The sequence below is a fragment of the Subtercola boreus genome (assembly GCF_003399635.1).
GTDB classification, from domain to species: Bacteria; Actinomycetota; Actinomycetes; order Actinomycetales; family Microbacteriaceae; genus Subtercola; species Subtercola boreus_B.
In genome coordinates this window covers 74,980-97,586 of record NZ_NBXB01000028.1, presented here as the reverse complement: position 1 = coordinate 97,586, position 22,607 = coordinate 74,980, and the positions used below count along the sequence as shown (strand labels likewise).

Here is a 22,607-nt window from a genome sequence, read left to right as displayed (position 1 = left end):
ATGGATTGGCTGCATCACCGTGTCATCGCACAGGCGCAACCGCATCAGGCGCAGAAGGACTCCATTGACTAATTTGAATGCCACTTTCCGGCATCAGAACTCAGCGCTGCTTGCGGTGAAGGCGCGTCTGGCGCCGCTCGTGGTGACATCGGAGGAGATCGACGTGCGGCTCGCCGAGGCTCTCACCCGCCTTCGTCTGCCCACGGGTCTGCTCGAGCGGGTCGCCGGCGTGATCTCCCGCCGCAACTGGGACGACAACGGCACCTTCGACGAGGCCGCAGCGGGAGCCGCCGCCGAAGCGCTCGAAGAGGCGAAGGTCGACCCGAAAGACGTCGGCCTGCTGATCAACACCTCTGTCACGCGCAAGCACCTCGAACCGAGCGTCGCGGTGGGCATCCACCACGCCCTGGGTCTGCCCTCCTCGGCGATGAACTTCGACATCACGAACGCGTGCCTCGGCTTCGTGAACGGTATGACGCTCGCCTCGCAGATGATCGACTCGGGCCAGATCAAGTACGCGGTGATCGTCGACGGCGAGGATTCGAACGAGATTCAGGCGAACACGATCAACCGCCTCTCGCAGCCGGGCATCTCCCGCAAGGACTTCGTGAACGAGTTCGCCTCCCTCACCCTCGGATCCGGTGCCGCCGCCGCAGTGCTGGGCCCGGCCGACGCCCACCCGGAGGGCCACCGCATCATGGGCGGCATCTCACGGGCCGGCACCGAGCACCACCTGCTCTGCGTCGGCGACAAAGACGGCATGTTCACCCATACCAAGGAGCTGCTCGCGGGCGGCATGGCGCTGGTCGTCGAGGCGTGGAAAGAGGCCAAGGGCTCCTGGGACTGGCAGAAGATGGACCGCTACATCCTGCACCAGGTGAGTGACGTGCACACCGATTCCATCGTGAAGGCGGCGAAGCTCGACCGCAGGAGGATCCCGCTCACCTACCCGGAACTCGGCAATGTCGGCCCCGCGTCGCTGCCGATGACGCTTGCTCTCGAATCGTCGAAGTTGGTCAAGGGCAACCGGGTTCTCTGCATGGGAGTCGGTTCGGGCATCAACACCGCCATGACCGAGATCGTCTGGTAGTGGGCCGCCAGCGCTGGCGTGAGCCGGCGTCGCTGCCCGGGGTGCACCCGACGGCCCGGTCGACCGGCTCGCGTGCCGACGACTTCCCGGGTCTGGATGCCCGCTGGTCCAGACTCCTCACGGCCCCTGACCACAGCGGAACTCCGCACACCTGGCATCTGCTCGACAACCTGTCACTCCTCACGGAGGGGGGCCTCGAGCCCACCGGCACCATCCTCTGCGTGCACGGCAACCCGACCTGGTCGTACCTCTGGCGGAGCGTCGTCGCTGCGGCGACGGACGCTGCGCTGGCCGGTGCCGCAGAGCCTTCGTCGGCAGCGATCTGGCGGGTCATCGCCGTCGACCAGCTCGAGATGGGATTCTCCGAGCGTTCCGGGCACGACCGCGGCCTGCCGGAGCGCATCGCCGATCTGGGCGCCCTCACTGACGCGCTCGGCCTCGCCGGCCCGGTCGTCACGCTCGGCCACGACTGGGGCGGCGTCGTCTCGCTCGGCTGGGCAGTCGATCATCCGGAGCTCCTCGCCGGGGTCATGATGCTCAACACGGCGGTGCACCAGCCCGAGCACGAACCGCTCCCGGCTGCGCTCCGGCTCGTACTCAAACGCTCGCTCCTCGTTGCCAGCACCGTTCGCACGACCGCCTTTCTCGACACGACCCTTGCCATCGCGCACCCGGCTCTCGCGCCTCAGGTGCGTCGTGCCTTCCGGGCGCCGTACCGCTCGGCCCGGCGGCGCGAGGGGATCGGCGCGTTCGTGGCGGACATTCCCGTCGACGCCTCACATCCGAGCTTCGCCGAACTCACGCGCGTCTCATCTGCGGTCGCCCGGCTCGACGTTCCCGCCCTGATGCTCTGGGGGCCCCGCGACCCCGTCTTCAGCGACCGTTACCTCGGCGACCTGATCGGGCGCCTGCCCCACGCCGACGTCACCCGGTTCGAGAACGCGGGGCACCTGGTTGGTGAGGATGTCGCGGTTGCCCCGATGATCCTCGCTTGGCTGGCCGCCCGATTCGAAAGCGCGGGTGGCGCCGGAACCGGGAGACAGGTGGGAGCAGACCGCCCTTCGGAGGTGACGCCCGCAGCAACCGCGGGCGTGCAGTCCGAGGCGGTTGCGGATTCCGTGATGGCGGATGCCGTGGTGGTCGAAGCTGCGGCCGAGTCGGAGTCCGCCCCGGCCCCGGAGTTCCGGCTGCTCTGGGCCACCCTCGACGAGCGCGCCGCTGACCCCGCGGCCGCCGTCGTCGAGATGGCCCCGCGTGGCGCACGGCGGGGGAGCGGCATCCGCACCGTCAGCTGGAGCCTGCTGAAACGGCGGGTGGATGAACTGGCCGCCGGGCTCTCAGCCGTCGGAGTGGAGCGTGGTGATCGGGTGTCGCTGCTCGTGCCTCCCGGCGCCGACCTCACAGCGGTGCTCTACGCGTGCCTCCGGATCGGCGCGATCGTCGTCGTCGCCGACGCAGGACTCGGCATCGCGGGCCTGAGCCGCGCAGTGCGCGGAGCCCGCCCCGACCACGTCATCGGCATCGAGACGGCCCTGGCCGCGGCCCGCGTGCTCGGCTGGCCCGGACAGCGCATCTCGGCCCGCACGCTCGCCGCACCGCTCGCCGCTGCCCTCGGGGTGAGCCACTCGCTCACGGGGGTCGCCCGGCTCGGTCGCGCCGCGATCGCGGACGGGGAAAGGCACCGAGCTGCCGGGCCCACCGCCCCCGACCCCGATGCCACCGCCGCCATCCTCTTCACCTCCGGCTCCACGGGACCGGCCAAGGGGGTCGTCTACACCCACAGACAGCTCGCAGCCCTCGTCACCCTGCTGCGCGATCGGTTCGGAATCGCCGCCGGAACAGGCCTCGTTGCAGGATTCGCGCCGTTCGCCCTGCTCGGCCCGGCGCTCGGCGCCACCTCGGTCACCCCCGACATGGACGTCACCGCACCCAAGACCCTCACCGCCCGCGCCATCGCGCAGGCCGCGGCGGCCGTCGACGCCACTGTCGTGTTCGCCTCGCCCGCGGCCCTGGTGAACGTGTGCGCAACAGCGACTGCAGCAGCGAAAGCGGATGCCCTGACCGTCGTCGAACGGAACGCCCTCGCCCGCGTCCAGACCCTGCTCTCCGCGGGCGCACCGCTGCCCATTCCGCTGCTCGAGGAGGTCGCGCTGCTGATGCCTGCCGCGAGCATCCACACTCCGTACGGCATGACCGAGGGCCTGCTGCTGACGGACATCACCCTCGACGAGATCGTCCGCGCAGCGGAGCAGGCGAAGTCGCAGCCCGGTCAGGCAGGCACCCGTCAGCCGGGCGGTGTCTGCGTCGGCATGCCCGTCGCCGGCGTGCATGTGCTGCTGAGCGCTCTGGATGAGCGGGGCGCTGCCACCGGCCCCCTCAGCGCCGAACCCGGGGTGACCGGCGAGATCGTCGTCTCGGCCCCCCACCTGAAGGACCACTACGACCAGCTCTGGCTCACCGATCGTGCGGCCACCTCGGGAACGCCGTCGGAAGCCGCCTGGCTGGCGGGCCCCGCATCCGACGCCGTGGCACCCACCGACCGCTGGCACCGCACCGGCGACGTGGGTCATTTCGACACGGAGGGAAGGCTCTGGATCGAGGGTCGCCTGCCGCACGTCATCACGACGCCGACGGGCATCCTGACACCGGTCGGCCCCGAGCAGGCGGTCGAGGCGCTGCCCGTGGTGCGCCGCGCTGCCTTCGTCGGCATCGGCCCGCGGGGCACCCAGCAGGTTGTCGCTGTGATCGAGACCACGACATCGAGCACCCGACGAGGCCGGGTCACGCTCGCTGAACCGTCCGTGGCGGAGGCGGTCAGGCGCGCATCCGGAGTCGACATCGCGGCCGTGCTGGTGGTCGGCGAACTGCCGACGGACATCCGCCACAACTCCAAGATCGACCGCCTCGGCCTCGGTTCCTGGGCCGCCGGAGTGCTGGGCGGCGGGCGGCGGTCGAAACCGTGAAGGTGCTGGTCACCGGAGCGAGCGGGATGCTCGGCAGGGCTGTGGCGCGCGGTGTACTCGCGGCGGGGCACGATGTGCGCACGTTCCAGCGCGGAGCATCGGGGGTCACCGGTGCGATGGATGCCCGGGGCAGCATCACCGACACCGGAGCCGTCGCTGCGGCCACCGATGGCGTCGATGCGGTCGTCCATCTCGCGGCGAAGGTCTCGTTCGCGGGGGCGCCGGAGGACTTTCGCGCGGTCAACGTCGAAGGCACCCGCTCGCTCCTCTCGGCAGCCCGGGACGCGGGGGCGACCCGGTTCGTGATGGTGTCCTCGCCGTCTGTGGCGCACGCCGGGCTCTCGATCGTCGGCGACGACGCACTGCCGGCCGATCCGCTTCGCGCGCGGGGGGAGTATGCGCGCACCAAGGCTGCAGCCGAGCTGCTGGCGCTGGATGCGGACCAGCCGGGTTTCGCCGTCGTCGCTGTTCGCCCGCACATCGTGTGGGGCCCGGGCGACACCCAGCTCATCGAACGGGTGGTCGACCGGGCCAGACGGCGGCGGCTGCCCCTGCTCGGCGGCGGACTGGCCCTGATCGACACGACCTACGTCGACAACGCAGCCTCCGCCCTCGTGGCCGCGCTCGAGCGCGCAGACCGGGTGCATGGCAGGGCGTTCGTAGTGTCGAACGGCGAGCCTCGCACGGTCGCCGAACTGCTCGCGGGAATCTGCGGGGCGGCCGGAGTCCCGGCGCCGGCCTGGAGCGTGCCGGCCGCAGTGGCCAGGGAGGTAGGGGGCCTGATCGAGCGTTTCTGGGCCGTGCGACCCGGACAGGATGAGCCGCCGATGACCCGGTTCCTCGCCGAGCAGCTGTCGACCTCGCACTGGTACGACCAGCGCCGCACACGCCAGGCGCTCGATTGGCTGCCCACGGTATCGCTCGACAAGGGGCTGCAACGGTTGGCCGAGTGGTACGCCACGGCGCCGGGGGATCGGCTATCCTAGAGAGCTGGACCGGGCCACCGCCCGTCTGAGACAGACGAAACTGAATACGTAAGAAAAGGAGGCCGGCCGTGGATATCGACCTCAGCGTGCTCAAGCTCATGGAACGCGAACGCGAAATTCCCTTCGACGAGCTTGTGCAGATCATCGAGCAGGCGATTCTGACCGCCTACCTGAAGCACACCGACCAGGCCGACCATGCGCCGGCCGGCGAAGCGCCGAAGGCCCGCGTGCACCTCGACAGGAAGACCGGCCACGTCAGCATCTTCGTGCCGGAGCTCGACGACGAGGGAATCGTCGTCGGCGAGAGCATCGACGAGCCGAGTGACTTCGGCCGCATTGCCGCCTTCGCGGCGAAGCAGGTCATCAACCAGCGCCTCCGCGACATCGCCGACGACGCCGTGCTCGGCGAGTTCAAGGGCCGGGAGGGCGACATCGTCGCCGGGGTCATCCAGCAGGGTCCGAACCCGCGGATGATCCACGTCGACCTCGGCACGGTCGAGGCGATCATGCCTCCCGAGGAGCAGGTCGCCGGCGAGACGTATACGCACGGCAACCGGATCCGCGTCTATGTCACCGCCGTCGGGCGGGGGCTGAAGGGCCCGCAGATCACCGTCTCGCGCACGCACCCCTCGCTTGTGCGCAAGCTCTTCGCACTCGAGGTCCCCGAGATCGCAAGTGGCGTCGTCGAGATCGTGTCGCTGGCCCGCGAGGCCGGCCACCGCACCAAGATCGCCGTTCGCGCGACGGAGCCCGGCATCAACGCCAAGGGTGCCTGCATCGGTGAGCTCGGCCAGCGTGTGCGCGCCGTGACGAACGAGCTCGGCAACGAGAAGATCGACATCGTCGACTATTCGGATGACCTGCCCACCTTCGTCGCCAACGCGCTGTCGCCAGCGAAGGTGACGAGCTCGTTCGTCATCGACGCGTCGCTCAAGGCCGTTCGTGCGCTCGTTCCCGACTACCAGCTGAGCCTGGCGATCGGCAAGGAGGGGCAGAACGCTCGCCTCGCGGCGAAGCTCACGGGTGCAAAAATTGACATCCAGCCCGATTCGATCCTCGAAGACGACTAGCCCGGGCATCCATTCGACAGCCCGAGCGGTGTCGATACCGTCCGGGCGAATCAGGGCGGTGCTAGAATGAAACCTGTAAGAACGTGCGTCGGTTGCCGAGCGCGTGCCGAGAAATCCTCCCTTCTCAGGGTCGTGGCCCAGAATTCCCAGCTTGTCGTCGATGACGGCGCTGTGTTGCCCGGGCGAGGCGCGTATCTCCACGCAACCATCCACTGTCTTCAGAATGCCGTGAAACGACGGGCCTTCGGCCGGGCGTTGCGTTCTGAGGGGCAGCTCGACATTTCCGAACTAGAGACAAGGCTGAACGCCACTGTGAACAACCCTGAGCGAGCTAATGATTAGCAACGCCAACTAATGAGCGGCTCGAAATGAGTTCCGCACGTAACTGAGGCCGTCCCTGTTCGGGGTCACGGCCCGAACAAGGAGAATTGTGGCAAAACCACGCGTACACGAGATCGCAAGCGAACTCGGCGTCGACAGCAAGGTCGCCATGGCGAAGCTCAAGGAAATGGGCCAATTCGTCAAGGGACCGTCATCCAGCATCGAACCACCGGTCGCCCGGCGCCTGAAAGAGGCGCTGCAGGCCGAGAGTGCCAAGGCGTCCGCCGGTGGCACCACCACCGCGACCAGCGGAGGACCGTCGACCACGTCGACGGCCACTGCTGTGCGCCCGGGCGGAGGCCGTCCCGGTCCCGCCGCGCCCAAGGCGCCGGCTCCTCCGGCTCCCGCTGCGCCGACGGCCGGCCCGTCGGCACCGTCCGCTCCCGTATCGACCGCACCCGCCTCGAGTGCCACGGCGCCGCGCACCCCGGCCAGCCCGGGTCGTTCCGGTGCAATGGTTCCGCCGACCAGCCAGTCGTCCCGCACGGCCATCCCGTCGCCCGCCCCTGCTCCGTCAGCGGAGGCTCCCGCCGCCACTCCGAGCGTCTCTGCGACCGAAGCCCCGTCGACCAGCGCGGCATCCGCTGACGCTCCCGCAGCGGGCAGCGCTTCCGGCGACGGCTCGGCTCCGCGCCCCGGCAGCAGCGCACGCCCCGGCGGACCGCGACCGGGCAACAACCCGTTCGCGTCGTCGCAGGGAATGCAGCGCCCCGGCGCCCCCCGGCCCGGCAACAACCCGTTCGCGAGCTCCCAGGGCATGGGTTCCGCCCCGGCCGCGGGTGCTCGTCCCGGCGCTCCCGGCGGTGGCAGCGCCACGCCCAACAACATCCCCCGTCCCGTCGCCCCGCGCCCCGGCGCGCCCCGCCCCGGCGCCCCGCGCCCCGGTGGAGCAGGCCAGGGCAACCGCCCCGGTGGCTTCGGTGCTCGCCCGGCCGGCGCCGGCGGCTTCCGTCCCGGCGGTGCCGGTGGTGCTCGTCCGGCCGGTGCCGGTGGGTTCCGTCCCGGTGGCGCTCCCGGTGGAGCGCCCGGCAACACCTTCGGCCCTCCCCGCCCCGCAGCGGGTGCCGGCGGCCGCGGCCGTGGCCCCGGTGGTGGCACCGCTGGTGCCTTCGGTCGTGGCGGCGGTCGTGCCAAGGCACGTAAGTCGAAGCGCACGAAGAGAGCAGAGTTCGAGCTCAGGGAAGCACCCTCGCTTGGCGGCGTGAGTGTTCCCCGTGGCGACGGATCGACCGTGGTGCGCCTGCGCCGTGGAGCATCCATCACCGACTTCGCCGACAAGATCGACGCGAGCCCGGGCAACCTGGTCACCGTGCTGTTCCACCTCGGTGAGATGGCGACGGCGACGGAGTCCCTCGACGAGGCCACCTTCGGTGTGCTCGGCGAAGAGCTCGGTTACAAGATCCAGATGGTCTCGCCCGAAGACGAGGACCGCGAGCTCCTGCTCGGCTTCGACATCGACCTCGACGAGGAACTCGCCGAAGAGACCGACGAAGAACTCGAGATTCGCCCGCCGGTCGTCACCGTCATGGGTCACGTCGACCACGGTAAGACGCGCCTGCTCGACGCGATCCGGAACGCCAACGTGGTGGCCGGTGAGGCGGGTGGCATCACCCAGCACATCGGTGCCTACCAGGTCGTCGCCGAGCACGAGGGCATCGAACGCGCCATCACCTTCATCGACACACCCGGTCACGAGGCGTTCACCGCCATGCGTGCCCGTGGTGCGCAGGTCACCGACATCGCGGTTCTCGTGGTGGCGGCAGACGACGGCATCATGCCCCAGACGATCGAGGCTCTGAACCACGCCCAGGCGGCCAACGTGCCGATCGTGGTCGCGGTGAACAAGATCGACGTTCCCGGAGCCAACCCGGCCAAGGTGCGCCAGCAGCTCACCGAGTTCGGCCTGGTCGCCGAGGAGTACGGCGGAGACGTCATGTTCGTGGATGTCTCGGCGCGCAACAACGTCAACATCGACAAGCTGCTCGACGCCGTTCTGCTCACCGCAGACGCTGGTCTCGACCTGCGGGCCAACCCGAACAAGGATGCCCGAGGGGTTGCCATCGAGGCCAAGCTCGACAAGGGTCGCGGCGCGGTTGCAACCGTGCTCATCCAGTCGGGAACGCTCGAGGTCGGAGACGCGATCGTCGCCGGTACCGCCTACGGCCGCGTGCGTGCCATGCACGACGAGAACGGTGTCGCGGTCCTCGCGGCAACGCCCTCCCGTCCCGTGCAGGTGCAGGGTCTGTCGTCGGTGCCCCGCGCCGGTGACACCTTCCTCGTCATCGAGGAGGACCGCACCGCCCGCCAGATCGCTGAAAAGCGCGAAGCCGTGGAGCGCAACGCCCTGCTGGCCCGTGCCCGCAAGCGCATCTCGCTCGAGGACTTCACCAAGGCTCTCGAAGAGGGCAAGGTCGAGTCGCTCAACCTCATCATCAAGGGTGACGTCTCCGGTGCTGTCGAAGCACTCGAGGAGTCGCTGCTCAAGATCGAGGTCGACGACAGCGTCCAGCTGCGGATCATCCACCGCGGTGTCGGTGCTGTCACGGCATCAGATGTCGACCTGGCGACGATCGACAACGCGATCATCATCGGGTTCAACGTGCGCCCCGACCCGAAGGCCCGCGAACGTGCGGCCCGCGAGGGTGTGGACGTGCGGTTCTACTCGGTCATCTACAACGCGCTCGAGGACATCGAGAACTCGCTCAAGGGCATGCTCAAGCCCGAGTTCGAAGAGGTGCAGTCGGGTGTGGCCGAGATCCGCGAGATCTTCCGTTCCTCCAAGTTCGGAAACATCGCGGGTGTCATCGTGCGCTCAGGCACCATCACGAGAAACGCCAAGGCGCGGGTCATCCGCGATGGCGTCGTGGTGGGCGACAGCCTCGCCATCGAATCGCTCCGCCGGTTCAAGGATGACGTCACCGAGGTGCGTACGGACTTCGAGGCCGGTATCGGTCTCGGCAAGTTCAACGACATCCAGATCGGCGACGAGATCGAGACGATCGAGATGAAAGAGAAGCCGCGCACCTAGCGGAGCGCAGTACCCCCGGCGGGGCATCCGGTTCCTTCAGGTTCCGGATGCCCCGCCCTCACTCTTTGACGAAAGGACGCGTCATGGTTGACGAAGCCAGAGCACGCAAATTGGCCGACCGCATCAAGGTCATCGTGGCCAAGAAGCTCGAACGCGGAATCAAAGACCCGCGGATGGGTTTCGTGACCATCACCGACGTCCGCGTCACGGGCGACCTGCAGCATGCCTCGATCTTCTATACGGTGTACGGCACCGATGAGGAGCGCGCCGACAGCGCGGCCGCGTTGAAGTCGGCGACCGGGATGCTCCGCACGGAGGTCGGCAAGAACATCACGTCGCGGCTCACGCCGTCGCTCGAGTTCATCGCCGACGGCATCCCCGAGAACGCCAAGCTCATCGACAGCCTGCTCACTGAGGCCCGCACCCGCGATGCCGAGGTGGAGACCCTGGCTCGCCAGGGCCAGTACGCCGGCGACGCCGACCCCTACGTCAAGCCCCGCGTCATCGCGGACGACGACGACTTCGACGACGCCCCGCCCGAGTAGCCGATCGGCTGGGGAGTTTCAGTCGGTATTCGCGCCCGGAAGCGACCAGAACTCCCCAGTCGATCGGCAGCTGGTGGGCGTCGGCCGTCGGCCGGTCAGGGGACGGGGACGGCGCGGGTGACGGCGGCGGGCGTCAGGAAGTGGCCGGTGCGCTCGACCTCGTGCACGAGGTCGACGAGGGCCGCGTTGACGGGTGCCGTGCGTCCGGCTGAGGTCGCCTCAGCCACGACGGCACCGTTCAGGTAGTCGATCTCCGTCGGCTGGCCGCGGCGGACGCTCTGCAGCGTCGAACCGGGGTTCGGCGTCGAACCCATGCGCGCCCTCATCCGGAGCGGCAGCCGTTCGGCGAGCCGCACCGGGGCGAGTGCGAAGGCCCGGAGCAACACCTGGCTGAGCCCCTGCACCCTGCCGTAGTGGGTGCCGCGCGCAAATCCGGTGCGCACCGCCTCCTGCATGCTGCGCGTGATGATGCGGCGGAGCTCCGGATGCTCGATGGTCTCCTGCACGCTGAGCCCCGTGATTGCGGGCATCGCGTTCACCTGGTTCACGATCAGCTTCGACCACTGGGCGCCGGTGAAGTTCGCGGTCGCCTCGGCCGGCATCACGGCCAAGAGAGTGGCCGTGGCCGCGAGCGCGGCGGGGGAGGGCTCGCCGTCACCCGAGCCGAGGTAGGTGACGCCCGTCGTCGTCACGGAGATCTCGCCAGCCGCGAGGTAGCTCGCCGCGTAGAGAGCGAGAGCGCCGGTCCACTCCGCATCCGGCAGCGCTGACCGGGCGGTGTCGAGCGCCTCGAGACCGTTCTGCACGATGACCACAGACCGGCCGCGCAGAAGGTCGGCGTTCGCGAGGATGGCCGACCGGGCATCCTGCGCCTTCGTGCAGACGAACGCCAGCTCGGGGGCCACCATGAGGCGTTCGTTCGCCTGCACCGGTGCGACGTGTGCGCCCCAGCCGCCGGTGAGCCGGATGCCCGACTCCCGGATGGCCGCGAGGTGCTCGCCGCGCGCTGTCAGTTCGACGCTGTGCCCGGCCCGGTCGAGGAGGGCGGCGATGGTGCCGCCGATGGCGCCACCTCCGACGACGGCGATCTGCATCCGGTGCGACCTTTCACATGAACGGGACGGCGGGCCTGGGGCTGGCGAGGGTTCCGCCGCGACAGGCACGGGGCTCAGGGCAGGGTGTACCCCGCTGGTGTCTCGACGAGCAGGCCGTCTTTCACCAAGCCTGCCACAGCGCGCTCGCGCTGCGTGTCGTCGGCCCAGAGCGCCGTTATCGTGGCCGGGGGTACTGCTCCGTCATGCGCGCGGAGGGTGCCGAGCACGAGCCCGCGCACCTGCCGGTCCGATCCCTCGTACTTCTTCTGCACGGCCTTGCGCTTGCCGTCATAGCCCGGATAGCCCGCGGTGCGCCAGAGGCAGGAGTGCGCGATCGGGCAGGCATCGCAGCGCGGTGACCGGGCAGTGCAGACGACGGCGCCCAGCTCCATGATCGCTCCGTTGAACGCCCGTGCGGCGACAGGGTCGTGGGGGAGGAGCGCCTCCATGGCGACCAGGTCGAGCCGCGCGTTCGGCGGTCCCGGCTCCGCGTGCCCGTCCACAGCGCGGGCGATGACCCGGCGGATGTTCGTGTCGACCACGGGATGCCTGTCCCCGAACGCGAAAGCGGCGACAGCCCGCGCGGTGTAGTCGCCGACTCCGGGCAGGGCGAGCAGGTCATCCACCGCCCGGGGAACGACGCCGCCGTGCCGCTCGACGATCGCGACGGCCGACGCGTGCAGCCAGAGCGCTCTTCTGGGGTAGCCGAGCGACTGCCAGGCCCGAACGGCTTCGCCCGCGGGTTCCGCCGCCAGCGCCGCAGGGGTGGGCCAGCGCGCCAGCCACTCCTCGAGCCTCGGGACGACGCGCACCACGGGTGTCTGCTGCAGCATGAATTCGCTCACCAACGTGCCCCAGGCACTGAAGCCGGGCCGCCGCCAGGGCAGATCGCGCGCATTCTCAGCGAACCACGCGTTGAGGGTCTCTGTGATCACGGTGGCCTGGGACATCCGCTTCAATCTACCGAACGTAGACTGCATCCATGTCCTTTCCTCCCTCCCCTCGCGAAGTGCTCTCGGACGCCCTGGCGGCGGAGATCGTGCACAATTACGCTCGCGGGCGACGCCTGGTCGCGGTCGACGGGGCCGGGGGAACGAAGCTGTTCGCCGACGCGCTCGGCGTGGCGCTCAGGGAGGCCGGTCACGCGGTCGCGCGGGCTTCCCTCGACGACTTCCTGCAGCCGCGGGCGGCCCGTGAGCAGCAGGGCGCGGATTCCGCCGCGGGCTACTACGGCGACCGGTACGACTACTCGACGTTCCTCCGCGTGCTGGTGCAGCCGTTCAAGCTCGGCGGCAGCGCCGGGTTCGTCGCGGCGAGCTTCGACGCCTCGCGGGATGTGCCGCTCGCACCGCGGTGGCTGACCGCCCCGGCCGACGCGATCCTGCTGGTCGACGGGCCCTTCCTGCAGCGCCCTGAGCTCCGCGGCATCTGGAACTTCGTGGTCTACCTGGAGCCCGACGCCTCGAAGCTCGACCCGCGGATCGACGGGGCAGACGAGCTCTACGTCGGAGCCGTGCAGCCCCGAACCGCCAGCGACGCCATCGTTTCGGCGTTCGACGAGAACGACCCGCGCAGAGTGTTCGCCGACCGCTGCTGACGGTGCTCCCGCGCGGCGCAGAGCTTGTACCCTTGGCAGAGTGAATCCCGGAAGCAACCGCAGCGGCATCCTCCTCGTCGACAAACCGCCGGGGAACACCAGCCACGACGTCGTGGCCCGCACCCGCCGACTCGCGGGAACCCGCAAGGTGGGGCACGCCGGCACCCTCGACCCGCTGGCGACCGGGCTGTTGGTGCTGGGCGTCAACAGCTCCACGCGGCTCCTGACCTACGTGGTCGGGCTCGACAAGGAGTATGAAGCGGTCATCCGGCTCGGTGCCTCGACGACGACCGACGATTCCGAAGGGGACGTTCTCGAGGTCGCACCTGCCGGATCCATCGGCGCTCTCACCGACCAGCGCATCGTCGACGGCCTCGCCGCGCTCACCGGCGAGGTGCTGCAGCGCCCGAGTTCGGTGAGCGCGATCAAGGTCGACGGCAAGCGGGCGTACGCCCGGGTGCGGGGCGGCGAAACGGTGGTTCTGGATGCCCGTGCCGTGACGATCTCGTCGATCGACGTGCTGGGCGGCGGGCCGGTGGCCGCGGCGGATGCGTCCGGCAGCGTCGCCGTCTTCTGGGATGTCAGTGTGCGGGTCGTCTGCTCGTCCGGAACCTACATCCGCGCCATTGCGCGAGACCTGGGCGACGCGCTGGGGGTCGGCGGGCACCTCACAGAGCTCCGGCGAACCCGGATCGGGCCGTTCGGGGTCGCGGAGGCTTACACCCTCGAGACGATCGACGCCGACCGCGATCTCCTGGCCCCCGCAGCGGTCGCTGCCCGGCTCTTTCCGACAGTCGCGTTCGACGAAGCGCAGGCGGCCGACCTCCGGAACGGCAAGCGGGTCGACCTCGATGATGCCGCGCGGAGTGAACCGGCTCCGCTTGCAGCGATCGACCCCGCCGGGCTGCTGATCGGTCTCTTCGAGATCCGCGGTGGCACCGCCCGGGTGCTCGTGAACTTCCCGACAGACGGGCCCGCAGCATGATCGAGTGGTTCTCCTACGCGCAGATCGCGGTCGCGGTGCTGGCCGGTGTGTTCTGCCTCGTGGTCGGATTCAGCGGCCGGATCCCGAACGACTACACGCTCGGGGCGACGGCCCTTATCGAAGTGCTGCTGGTCATCCAGTTCGTCGTTGCGCTCCTCGCACCGGCCTTTGGCAACGACGCCCGCGGGGATGTGCTGGAGTTCTACGTCTACGCCGTCTCTGCCCTGCTGCTGCCCGCGGCTGCGGTGTTCTGGGCGCTGATCGACCGAACGAAGTGGAGCACCGTCATCCTCGGCGTGGCCTGTCTCGCGATTGCGGTGATGGTGTTCCGCATGAACGAAATCTGGCTCGTTCAGAACGTCTAAACTTGATACCGACATGCCAACAGAATCCCTGCCTGTGCCCGTGACTTCACCGGCCCGACGCCCTCGAATCGCCGGTGTCGGCCGGGTGCTCGTCGTGATCTACGCCATCCTCGCGCTCGGTGCCTTCGGTCGATCGCTCGTGCAGATCATCCAGCAGTTCGACCAGGCACCGCTGGCCTACACGCTCTCTGCCGTGTCGGCCTTCGTGTACATCGTCGCCACCGTCGCCCTGGTCGCGCGGGGCGCCGTGTGGTACCGCGTCGCCTGGATTACGATCTCGTTCGAGATGGTGGGCGTACTGGTGGTGGGCACGCTGAGTGTTGTCGCACCCGAGCTGTTCGCCCATGCCTCGGTCTGGTCGTACTACGGGGTCGGCTACCTGTTCATCCCGTTGGTGCTCCCGGTGCTCGGCATGATCTGGCTGTCGAAGAACAGGCCGGTCAGGGGCGAGATCGTCGCGGACACAGATGGCTCACCAGCTGGCACGGCCTCTGGAACACCCCCCACCACGACCCCGGACAACGCCCAGTGAAGGTCTTCCGGTCGGTCGCCGAGATCCCGGCGGACTTCGGTCCCTCAGCCATCACGGTCGGCAAGTTCGACGGCGTACACGAGGGCCATCGCGCGGTCATCCGCGAGCTGCTCGGCGTCGCCGCTAACGAGAACCTCGTCGCCACGGCAGTGACGTTCGACCGTCACCCCTCGGCGTTCCTCGCACCCGAGCGGGCGCCGGTGTCCCTCGTCGGCAACGATCAGAAGCTCGACCTCCTCGCCGGAGCGGGGCTCGATGCCACCCTGATCCTGACCTTCGACGCCGCCCTCGCCTTCCTCACTCCGGTCGACTTCGTGGAGAGCATCCTCGTGAACGGCCTGCACGCGAAGGTCGTGCTCGTGGGGCGCGACTTCCGGTTCGGCGTCCGTGGCGAGGGTGACGTGGCGATGCTCACCGAACTGGGTCACCAGCACGATTTCACGGTGCGCATCATCGACGACGTCATGCCCTCCGGCGGGCGCCGGGTCTCCTCGACCTGGATCAGGGAACTGCTGGCCGTCGGAGACGTGAAGACGGCCGCCGCTCTGCTCGGCCATGCACCCGCGGTGCAGGGCGAGGTCGTGCACGGAGCGAAGCGCGGGCGTGAACTCGGCTTCCCGACTGCGAACCTGTCGCCGAGCTCCGAGGGACTCATCCCGGCCGACGGCGTGTACGCCGGCTGGCTCACCGACGGCGATGCGCGCTACCCGGCTGCGATCTCGGTCGGCAGCAATCCGACGTTCGACGGGGTGCCGCCGAAGCAGGTCGAGGCGTTCGTGCTCGATGAGACCATCGACCTCTACGGGCATGTCGTGCTGATCGCCTTCGCCGACCGCATCCGCGGAATGGTGAAGTTCACCGGCATCGGCCCGCTGATCGAGCAGATGAACGACGACGTCGAACAGGTCAGAGAGCGCCTGGCGTGACCGCTGCCGGGCCGACGCTCCCGCGGGCCGGGGGTGTGCTGGCGCTCGTCGGCATCGTGCTGGTCGCGGCGAACCTCCGCACCGCGGTGGCGGCGCTGTCGCCGATCTACGGGGACATCAGTGCGGACATCCCGCTCTCGAGCCTCGATGTCGGCATCATCGGTACCCTCCCGCCGCTCTGCTTTGCGCTGTTCGGGCTCCTGGCGCCCATCTTCCAGCGACGGTTGCGTGTCGAGTCGCTGATGGTGATCGCCCTCGCCGCCATGGTAGTCGGGGATGCGCTCCGGGCGCTCTCTGCTTCGTACCCGATGCTTGTGCTGGCCAGCGCGCTGACCTTCGCCGGTATGGGGATCGGCAATGTGCTGCTGCCGCCGCTGGTGAAGAAGTACTTCCCCGGGCGCATCGGTCCGTTGACGGCTGTCTACGCCACCGTGATGGCGCTGTTCGCTCTTCTCCCGCCCCTGGTCGCCGTCCAGGTGAGCGAGAATTCGGGCTGGCGGTTCTCGGTCGGAATGTGGGGCGTGCTCGCCGTGCTGGCGATTGTGCCATGGATCCGGTTGGTCGCTGCCGACCGCCGCAGCACGCCCGACCCGGTCACGGTTGAAGGTGTTCTGCCAGAGGCCGACAGCGCGCTGCTCGGGCGCGCCCGGCATGCTCCCCTCGCATGGTCGCTCGGCCTCATGTTCGGCGTCACAGCATTCAACACCTACGCGTGTTTTGCCTGGCTGCCGCAGATCCTCGGCGACATCGCGGGGCTCGACCAAGGCGATGCCGGCGCCCTGCTGTCGCTCTACACGGGTATGGGTATCCCGGCATCGCTTCTGATCCCGGTGATCGCCGTTCGCGTCAGGAACGTCGGCGGCATCATCGTCTTCGGCGTCTCAGCGTTCATCGTCGGGTACCTCGGCCTGCTGCTGCTGCCCACGACGGCGCTCTGGCTGTGGGTCGCCCTCATCGGAGTCGGCCCGCTCCTCTTCCCACTCGCACTGCTGCTGATCAACAAGCGAAGCCGCACCCAGCGCGGCGCCGTGGCTCTCAGCGGGTTCGTGCAGGGCCTCGGATACCTGATCGGCGCCCTTGGTCCGTTGCTGGTCGGTGTGCTCCACCAGATGACAGGCGAATGGACGGCACCGCTCATCCTGCTGCTGGCCAGCACGGCGTCCGTGCTGCTCGTCGTCCGGGTCGTCTCCCGCCCCCGGTTCATCGAAGACGACTGGCACAGATCGCCCCGCAGCGTCTGACGTCTACACTTGATGGTGCTTCCTCCGATCCCTTCTTCTCGTTCGACGAGGGGGTGTTCCTTTCGACGACAGGTGTGCTTGTGACGATTGACAGACTGGTGAGTCCGGCCTCCCGGGCTACCGAGGTGCTCGGGGGAGAGCTCACCGAGTCGAGCCTGAAGAGCTACCTGAACGGCATCTCCGGCGTCGACGCCGTCGGTCTCGAGTCGCGCGCGGCCGATCTCGGCAGCCGGTCGATCAAGACGACCTCCAAAGCGTGGGCGCTCGATCGCATCATCTCCCTGATCGACCTCACGACGCTCGAAGGCGCAGACACTCCCGGCAAGGTGCGCTCGCTCGTGGCCAAGGGTCTGACTCCGGATGCCGCAGATCCCGCCTGCCCGCGAGTGGCCGCCGTCTGCGTGTACGGCGACATGGTGCCGGCCGCCGTGGAGGCGCTCGGTGCCTCGCACGGGCTCGACGAGGCTCCGGGCGGAATCAACGTGGCCGCCGTCGCGACGGCTTTCCCGAGCGGGCGCGCCTCGCTGGCCGTCAAGCTCGCCGACACGGCAGACGCTGTCGCTGCCGGCGCAGACGAGATCGACATGGTCATCGATCGCGGTGCCTTCCTCTCCGGCCGCTACGGCCAGGTGTTCGACGAGATCGTCGCCGTGAAGGAGGCCTGCCGTCGGTCGGACGGAAGCTTCGCGCACCTCAAGGTGATCCTCGAGACCGGCGAACTGAACACCTACGACAACGTGCGCCGCGCATCCTGGCTCTCGATCCTCGCGGGCGGCGACTTCATCAAGACGTCCACCGGCAAGGTGGCTCCGGCCGCCACGCTTCCCGTCACCCTCCTCATGCTCGAAGTCGTGAGGGACTGGCACCGCCTCACCGGCGAGAAGATCGGTGTGAAGCCGGCCGGCGGCATCCGCACGTCCAAAGACGCGATCAAGTACCTGGTGGCCGTGGCCGAGACGGCGGGCGAGGAGTGGCTTCAGCCGCACCTGTTCCGCTTCGGGGCGTCGAGCCTTCTGAACGACGTGCTGATGCAGCGCCAGAAGCTCGCCTCGGGTCACTATTCCGGCGCCGACTACGTCACCATCGACTGAGGATCCACTACATGTCATTTCTGGAATATGCCCCCGCACCCGAGTCGACTGCCCTGCTGAGCCTGCAGTCCGAGTACGGCCTGTTCATCGACGGTTCGTTCCGGGCCGGTTCGAACCCGACGTTCTCGACCATCTCCCCGGCGACAGAGAAGCACATCGCCACCATCGCGTCGGCCTCCTCCGCCGATGTGGATGCCGCGGTTGCTGCCGCGCGCCGCGCCTACGACTCGACATGGTCGCGCCTCTCCGGCCGTGATCGCGGAAAGTACCTGTTCCGCATCGCACGGCTCGTGCAGGAACGCGCCCGAGAACTGGCCGTGGCCGAGAGCCTCGACAACGGCAAGCCCATCAAGGAGAGCCGCGACGTCGACGTTCCCCTCGTCGCCGCCTGGTTCTTCTACTACGCGGGATGGGCCGACAAGCTCGACCACGCCGGCCTCGGCGCCGACCCGCGAGCGCTGGGTGTCGCCGCCCAGGTGATCCCGTGGAACTTCCCGCTGCTGATGCTCGCGTGGAAGATCGCGCCGGCCCTCGCCGCAGGCAACACCGTCGTATTGAAGCCCGCCGAGACGACCCCGCTCACCGCACTGCTGTTCGCCGAGATCGTGCAGCAGGCCGGGCTTCCCGACGGCGTGGTGAACATCATCACGGGGGCCGGATCCACCGGTCGTGACCTGGTGAACCATCCAGACGTCAACAAGGTCGCCTTCACCGGCTCGACGTCCGTGGGTCGCGAGATCGCCCGATCGCTCGCCGGAACCTCGAAGAAGCTCACCCTCGAACTCGGCGGCAAGGGCGCGAACATCGTCTTCGACGACGCGCCCATCGACGAGGCTGTCGAAGGCATCGTGCGCGGCATCTTCTTCAACCAGGGACACGTCTGCTGTGCCGGATCGCGCCTGCTCGTGCAGGAGAACATCCACGACGAGGTCGTCGATCGTCTGAAGGCCCGCCTGTCGACGCTTCGTGTCGGCGACCCGCTCGACAAGAACACCGATGTGGGGGCGATCAACTCGGCCGAGCAGCTGGCGCGCATCCGCGAGCTGTCCGACATCGGCGAGGCGGAGGGTGCTTCGCGGTGGAGCCCGGCGTGCGACCTGCCCGCCGACGGTTTCTGGTTCGCGCCGACGATCTTCACCAACGTGTCGACCGCGTCGCGGATCGCGCGTGACGAGATCTTCGGGCCGGTGCTGTCGATCTTGTCGTTCCGCACGCCCGCCGAGGCGATCGCGAAGGCGAACAACACGCCCTACGGACTTTCGGCTGGCATCTGGAGCAGCAACGGTTCGCGAGTGCTGGCGGTTGCCGACAAGCTGCGTGCCGGTGTCGTCTGGGCGAACACCTTCAACCAGTTCGATCCGTCGTCGCCGTTCGGCGGTTACAAGGAGTCGGGCTACGGCCGCGAGGGCGGCAAGCAGGGCCTGGCGGCGTACCTCGCGCCTGCCGCTTCGTCGCGTGGGGCGGTTGAGCGGGCATCCGGTGCCGCTGAGATCGACAGCGGAAACGTCGAGTCGCTAGCTCTTCCCATCACGAACGAAGGATCAAGCAAATGAGCCACCTCGCCGTGCCGAAGACCTACAAGCTCTACATCGGCGGCAAGTTCCCGCGGAGCGAATCCGGGCGCGTGTACGAGATCGTGGACGCCTCGGGGGAGTTCCTCGCGAATGCCGCGCACGCATCCCGCAAGGATGCCCGTGATGCGGTGGTCGCCGCGCGCGCTGCCGTCTCCGGCTGGTCAAAGGCCACCGGCTACAACCGCGGACAGGTGCTCTACCGGATCGCCGAACTGCTCGAAGGCCGCCGGGCCCAGTTCGTCGATGAGATCGTGCGCTCCGAAGGCGTGTCGGCTGCGGCTGCGACGGCCCAGGTCGACGAAGCCATCGACCGCTGGATCTGGTACGCCGGATGGGCCGACAAGTACGTTCAGGTCGCGGGCAACGCTAATGCGGTCTCGGGCCCCTACTTCAACATCTCGGTGCCGGAACCGACCGGTGTCGTGGCGATCGTCGCCCCCCAGGATTCGTCACTGGTTGGGTTCATCAGCGCCGTAGCACCGGCCCTCGTCGCCGGAAACACCGTCGTCGTCATCGCGGCCGAACGGCTGCCGCTCTCCGCGATCAGCCTGGCTGAGGTGCTGGCAACGAGCGATGTTCCCGGCGGTGTAGTGAACATCCTGACCGGCTCACCCGCCGAGATTGCGCCGTGGCTCGCCTCGCACGCCGACGTGAACGCGCTGGACCTCGTCGGCGCTGGTGCGCTGGACTGGGTGCAACTGCAGATCGACGCAGCCGAGACCCTCAAGCGCGTGTTCCCGCCCGAGCAGGGTTCGGATGCGGCTGCGCCGTCGCTTGCCCGCATCGTCGGATTCACCGAGACGAAGACGGTGTGGCACACGAAGTCGTTGATCTGAGCGGTCAGCCGGGCAGTTCCAGAACGTAGATCGCCAGGTCGTGCCGCGCCCCGGCGACCGGGAACGACTTCGGGCGCACTCTCTCGAGTGTGAAGCCGAGCCGCTCTGCGACATGCCGGCTGCGATCGTTGCCGGTTGCCGCGTGGATCTCCGCCCGGGCGACGCCCTGCACTTCGAGCTCTTCGAGGATCGCCCGGCAGGCCCGGGTGACGACACCACGGCCTTCGAACGCTGCGTCGATCCAGTAGCCCAGTTCGGCAACGCTCTGCTGCCGGTCGATGCGGCACGTCACAGACCCGATGGGCCTGCCGTTGAATCGCAGAACCGTCGGGATGTGTCGGCCAGCCACTGCGTCGGCCATGAGCGCCTCGGTGTAGCGCACGAGACCCTCGCGGGTCTGCTCGCCCTGAGCCCACTGTTCCCATTCGCGCAGCCGTACCAGGTTGGCGAAGGTCAGCGCGAGCATCTCGTCGACGGTCGAAAGGTCACGCGGCACGAGATCGAATCCATCGCCGAGATCATGGGGCAGCATGCTCCAATCCTCTCGTGCGACAGGGCGGGAAATTCCTTTCTGAGAGTTTTGAATTTCGACCTGCCAGGCCCCTGATTTACTGAGGGAATGTCAGTGGTTGGTGTTTGACTTGGAGCATGAACCAGCCAGCCGCCTCCTTCGACATTGCTTCGGTGATGCACGGAATGGTGGATGCCCTCCAGGGGTTGGGCGTGCTGCCGCCGTCTGGTGGTGGGGCTGCCGCGCCCTGCGGGCTTGCCGACGAGGATGTGATGGCTGCTACCGCGGAGGTCGAGTCGTTGGGCCGGATCATTGATGGGTTGCGTGTGCGGATGGCTGGGGAGGTGGCGGCTTTGTCTGCTGTCGAGCACGGCGACGATGCGTTGGCTAAGGCTCAGGGGTTCCGGTCTGTGCAGTTGTTTCTGGAGACGGTGACGCAGGCGTCGAAGCGGACGGTTCAGGATCGCCTTCGGCTCGCAACCCGCACCCACATGACGATGTCTGTGGTCGGTCTGCCGAATCCGCCGCAGTTCCCCCGCGTCGCCGAGGCGTTGGCGCGGGGCGATATTGGGGTGGATGTTGCGGAGATGATCACCCGCCGCCTCACCGACGTGGCTTCCCGTGTCGGGTTCACCGAGGAGGTCGAGGAGGCTGAGGGTGGGCTGGTGTCGTATGCGCAGGATCGCGTCGCGGGGTTCGGGTACTCGGTGCGTGAGGTCGATGATCTCGCGATCCGGTACAAGGAGCACCTCGACCCCGACGGCGCAGAACCACGCGACGCAGAACTGCACGAACGCCGGTATTTGACGTTGACACCCCACTGTTCCGGGATGACCCGCATCACGGGGATGTTGTCCGCCCCGATGGCCGGGATCATCGGCGCCGCCCTCGAACCGTTCACAAGCCCGCGGATCGTCTCGTTCCAACCAGACCCGGCCACCACCGGCGAAGACGCCGCCGGTGAGCTGGGTGACGCTGTAACGGCAGAGACCCGGACTGCAGGGCAAAAGCGCGCCGACGGTCTTGTGCAACTGATCGAGCTGGGGGCGAAGGACCCAACGGTGCCCCGACTGAACGGTGCGGCACCGACTGTGAACCTGCACGCCACCCTCGACGACGTCACCTCCGGGCGTGGTGTGGGCTGGATCGACGGGCTCACCGAACCCGTCCCCTACACCACCGTCGAGACGCTGCTGTGCCATGCGGATGTCATCACGACCCTGTTCGGTGAGCACGGGCAGGTCCTCCAACACGGGAAGACCCGACGCCTGTTCACCGCAGCACAGAACCGGGCCCTGGCCGCCCGGGACGGCGGGTGTGTCTGGCCAGGCTGCAACGCACCCCCCTCCTGGTGCGAATCGCACCACGTCGACGGGTGGCGATCCCCAACCCACACCGGCGGGCTGACCGATCTCGACAACGGGGCCCTGCTCTGCCACTTCCACCACTCAAACGTGCACAAAGCACGCTGGAAACTGACCATCCGAAACGGCACCCCCCACGTCATCCCACCCCAATCCCTCGACTGGAACCAAACCCCCCGACCCTGCCAACAAAACAGGGCCAGACAGATGAAACCCGGCAACAAGCCAATGGGCCACTCATCAGGCGAGGGTCTGCAAAATGATCATCACAGCGACACCGGGTAGAACGATGCCCTCACCCGGCCACCTCAGCCAATTATCTGCATTCCGAGCCTCGCCTCGGCTGGCCGCACCACCGATCCAGCCACGCGCATCCAGAACCGAACAATCCGACGGCAAGCCCGCAGGGCGCGGCAGCAGTAGCTGCG

At 68.4% G+C, this 22,607-nt stretch carries 20 protein-coding genes; 17 read left to right on the top strand and 3 right to left on the bottom strand.

Translation table 11 applies throughout. The features are described 5' to 3' along the window. The first annotated feature begins 64 nt into the window (after window positions 1–64). The 7 genes from B7R22_RS09610 to rbfA all read left to right on the top strand — a co-directional run bounded on the left by B7R22_RS09610 (window position 65) and on the right by rbfA (window position 10,063). The gene (locus tag B7R22_RS09610) at window positions 65–1,090 is read left to right on the top strand and encodes a 3-oxoacyl-ACP synthase III (protein ID WP_116411525.1); all 1,026 of its coding nucleotides are present in this window, start codon (window positions 65–67) and stop codon (window positions 1,088–1,090) included. Then, entirely contained in the window at window positions 1,090–4,053 is a 2,964-nt protein-coding gene (locus B7R22_RS09605; protein WP_253258989.1) for an alpha/beta fold hydrolase, read from the top strand. Before B7R22_RS09610 ends, B7R22_RS09605 begins: the two co-directional genes overlap by 1 nt. Continuing rightward, window positions 4,050–5,039: an NAD-dependent epimerase/dehydratase family protein gene (locus B7R22_RS09600; protein WP_116411524.1), complete on the top strand. Its 990-nt coding sequence runs from the start codon at window positions 4,050–4,052 to the stop codon at window positions 5,037–5,039. Before B7R22_RS09605 ends, B7R22_RS09600 begins: the two co-directional genes overlap by 4 nt. A 68-nt stretch (window positions 5,040–5,107) precedes the next feature. Beyond that, window positions 5,108–6,109, top strand: a complete 1,002-nt coding sequence (gene nusA, locus B7R22_RS09595; RefSeq protein ID WP_116283347.1) for a transcription termination factor NusA — start codon at window positions 5,108–5,110, stop codon at window positions 6,107–6,109. 66 nt (window positions 6,110–6,175) lie between these two features. Next, a complete protein-coding gene (locus tag B7R22_RS09590) occupies window positions 6,176–6,451 on the top strand; it encodes a YlxR family protein (protein WP_116411523.1) in 276 nt (91 codons plus the stop codon). An 88-nt stretch (window positions 6,452–6,539) separates the two neighbouring features. Then, window positions 6,540–9,518 carry a translation initiation factor IF-2 gene (gene infB, locus B7R22_RS09585; protein WP_116411522.1) on the top strand — a complete coding sequence of 993 codons (2,979 nt, stop codon included), beginning with the start codon at window positions 6,540–6,542 and terminating at the stop codon, window positions 9,516–9,518. A gap of 83 nt (window positions 9,519–9,601) precedes the next feature. Next, window positions 9,602–10,063 (top strand): 30S ribosome-binding factor RbfA, encoded by a 462-nt coding sequence (gene rbfA / locus B7R22_RS09580; protein WP_116411521.1) that lies wholly within the window; start codon window positions 9,602–9,604, stop codon window positions 10,061–10,063. A 95-nt stretch (window positions 10,064–10,158) separates the two neighbouring features. Here rbfA and B7R22_RS09575 read toward each other — a convergent pair whose 3' ends face one another. Together B7R22_RS09575 and B7R22_RS09570 are read right to left on the bottom strand one after the other, a co-directional pair. Next, window positions 10,159–11,157, bottom strand: a complete 999-nt coding sequence (locus tag B7R22_RS09575) for a ketopantoate reductase family protein (RefSeq protein ID WP_116411520.1) — start codon at window positions 11,155–11,157, stop codon at window positions 10,159–10,161. A 74-nt stretch (window positions 11,158–11,231) separates the two neighbouring features. After that, complete coding sequence (locus tag B7R22_RS09570; protein ID WP_116411519.1) at window positions 11,232–12,107, bottom strand: A/G-specific adenine glycosylase; 876 nt, start codon at window positions 12,105–12,107, stop codon at window positions 11,232–11,234. Between the two features lie 32 nt (window positions 12,108–12,139). Here B7R22_RS09570 and B7R22_RS09565 point away from each other — a divergent pair, with 32 nt between their 5' ends. The 9 genes from B7R22_RS09565 (at window position 12,140) to B7R22_RS09525 (ending at window position 20,304) form a co-directional block, all read left to right on the top strand. Then, window positions 12,140–12,754, top strand: coding sequence for a hypothetical protein (locus tag B7R22_RS09565; protein ID WP_147305344.1), 615 nt, complete (start codon window positions 12,140–12,142; stop codon window positions 12,752–12,754). 40 nt (window positions 12,755–12,794) lie between these two features. After that, window positions 12,795–13,739: a tRNA pseudouridine(55) synthase TruB gene (gene truB / locus B7R22_RS09560; RefSeq protein ID WP_116411517.1), complete on the top strand. Its 945-nt coding sequence runs from the start codon at window positions 12,795–12,797 to the stop codon at window positions 13,737–13,739. Next, the gene (locus B7R22_RS09555) at window positions 13,736–14,104 is read left to right on the top strand and encodes a hypothetical protein (protein ID WP_116411516.1); all 369 of its coding nucleotides are present in this window, start codon (window positions 13,736–13,738) and stop codon (window positions 14,102–14,104) included. Before truB ends, B7R22_RS09555 begins: the two co-directional genes overlap by 4 nt. 13 nt (window positions 14,105–14,117) lie before the next feature. Further along, window positions 14,118–14,636 carry a hypothetical protein gene (locus tag B7R22_RS09550; RefSeq protein WP_253258988.1) on the top strand — a complete coding sequence of 173 codons (519 nt, stop codon included), beginning with the start codon at window positions 14,118–14,120 and terminating at the stop codon, window positions 14,634–14,636. Then, window positions 14,633–15,562 (top strand): bifunctional riboflavin kinase/FAD synthetase, encoded by a 930-nt coding sequence (locus tag B7R22_RS09545; RefSeq protein ID WP_116411515.1) that lies wholly within the window; start codon window positions 14,633–14,635, stop codon window positions 15,560–15,562. Before B7R22_RS09550 ends, B7R22_RS09545 begins: the two co-directional genes overlap by 4 nt. Next, window positions 15,559–16,803: an MFS transporter gene (locus B7R22_RS09540; RefSeq protein WP_116411514.1), complete on the top strand. Its 1,245-nt coding sequence runs from the start codon at window positions 15,559–15,561 to the stop codon at window positions 16,801–16,803. Before B7R22_RS09545 ends, B7R22_RS09540 begins: the two co-directional genes overlap by 4 nt. A gap of 80 nt (window positions 16,804–16,883) precedes the next feature. Next, window positions 16,884–17,894, top strand: coding sequence for a deoxyribose-phosphate aldolase (deoC, locus tag B7R22_RS09535; protein WP_116411582.1), 1,011 nt, complete (start codon window positions 16,884–16,886; stop codon window positions 17,892–17,894). An 11-nt stretch (window positions 17,895–17,905) separates the two neighbouring features. Further along, a complete protein-coding gene (locus tag B7R22_RS09530; protein ID WP_116411513.1) occupies window positions 17,906–19,447 on the top strand; it encodes an aldehyde dehydrogenase family protein in 1,542 nt (513 codons plus the stop codon). Continuing rightward, window positions 19,444–20,304 (top strand): aldehyde dehydrogenase family protein, encoded by an 861-nt coding sequence (locus B7R22_RS09525; RefSeq protein WP_116411512.1) that lies wholly within the window; start codon window positions 19,444–19,446, stop codon window positions 20,302–20,304. The genes B7R22_RS09530 and B7R22_RS09525 overlap by 4 nt, the downstream gene beginning before the upstream one ends. A 4-nt stretch (window positions 20,305–20,308) precedes the next feature. Here B7R22_RS09525 and B7R22_RS09520 read toward each other — a convergent pair whose 3' ends face one another. Continuing rightward, window positions 20,309–20,836 carry a GNAT family N-acetyltransferase gene (locus B7R22_RS09520; protein WP_116411511.1) on the bottom strand — a complete coding sequence of 176 codons (528 nt, stop codon included), beginning with the start codon at window positions 20,834–20,836 and terminating at the stop codon, window positions 20,309–20,311. Between the two features lie 116 nt (window positions 20,837–20,952). Between B7R22_RS09520 and B7R22_RS09515 the strand changes: the two genes are divergently transcribed. Further along, window positions 20,953–22,464, top strand: a complete 1,512-nt coding sequence (locus tag B7R22_RS09515; protein ID WP_116411510.1) for an HNH endonuclease signature motif containing protein — start codon at window positions 20,953–20,955, stop codon at window positions 22,462–22,464. Window positions 22,465–22,607 lie beyond the last annotated feature (143 nt).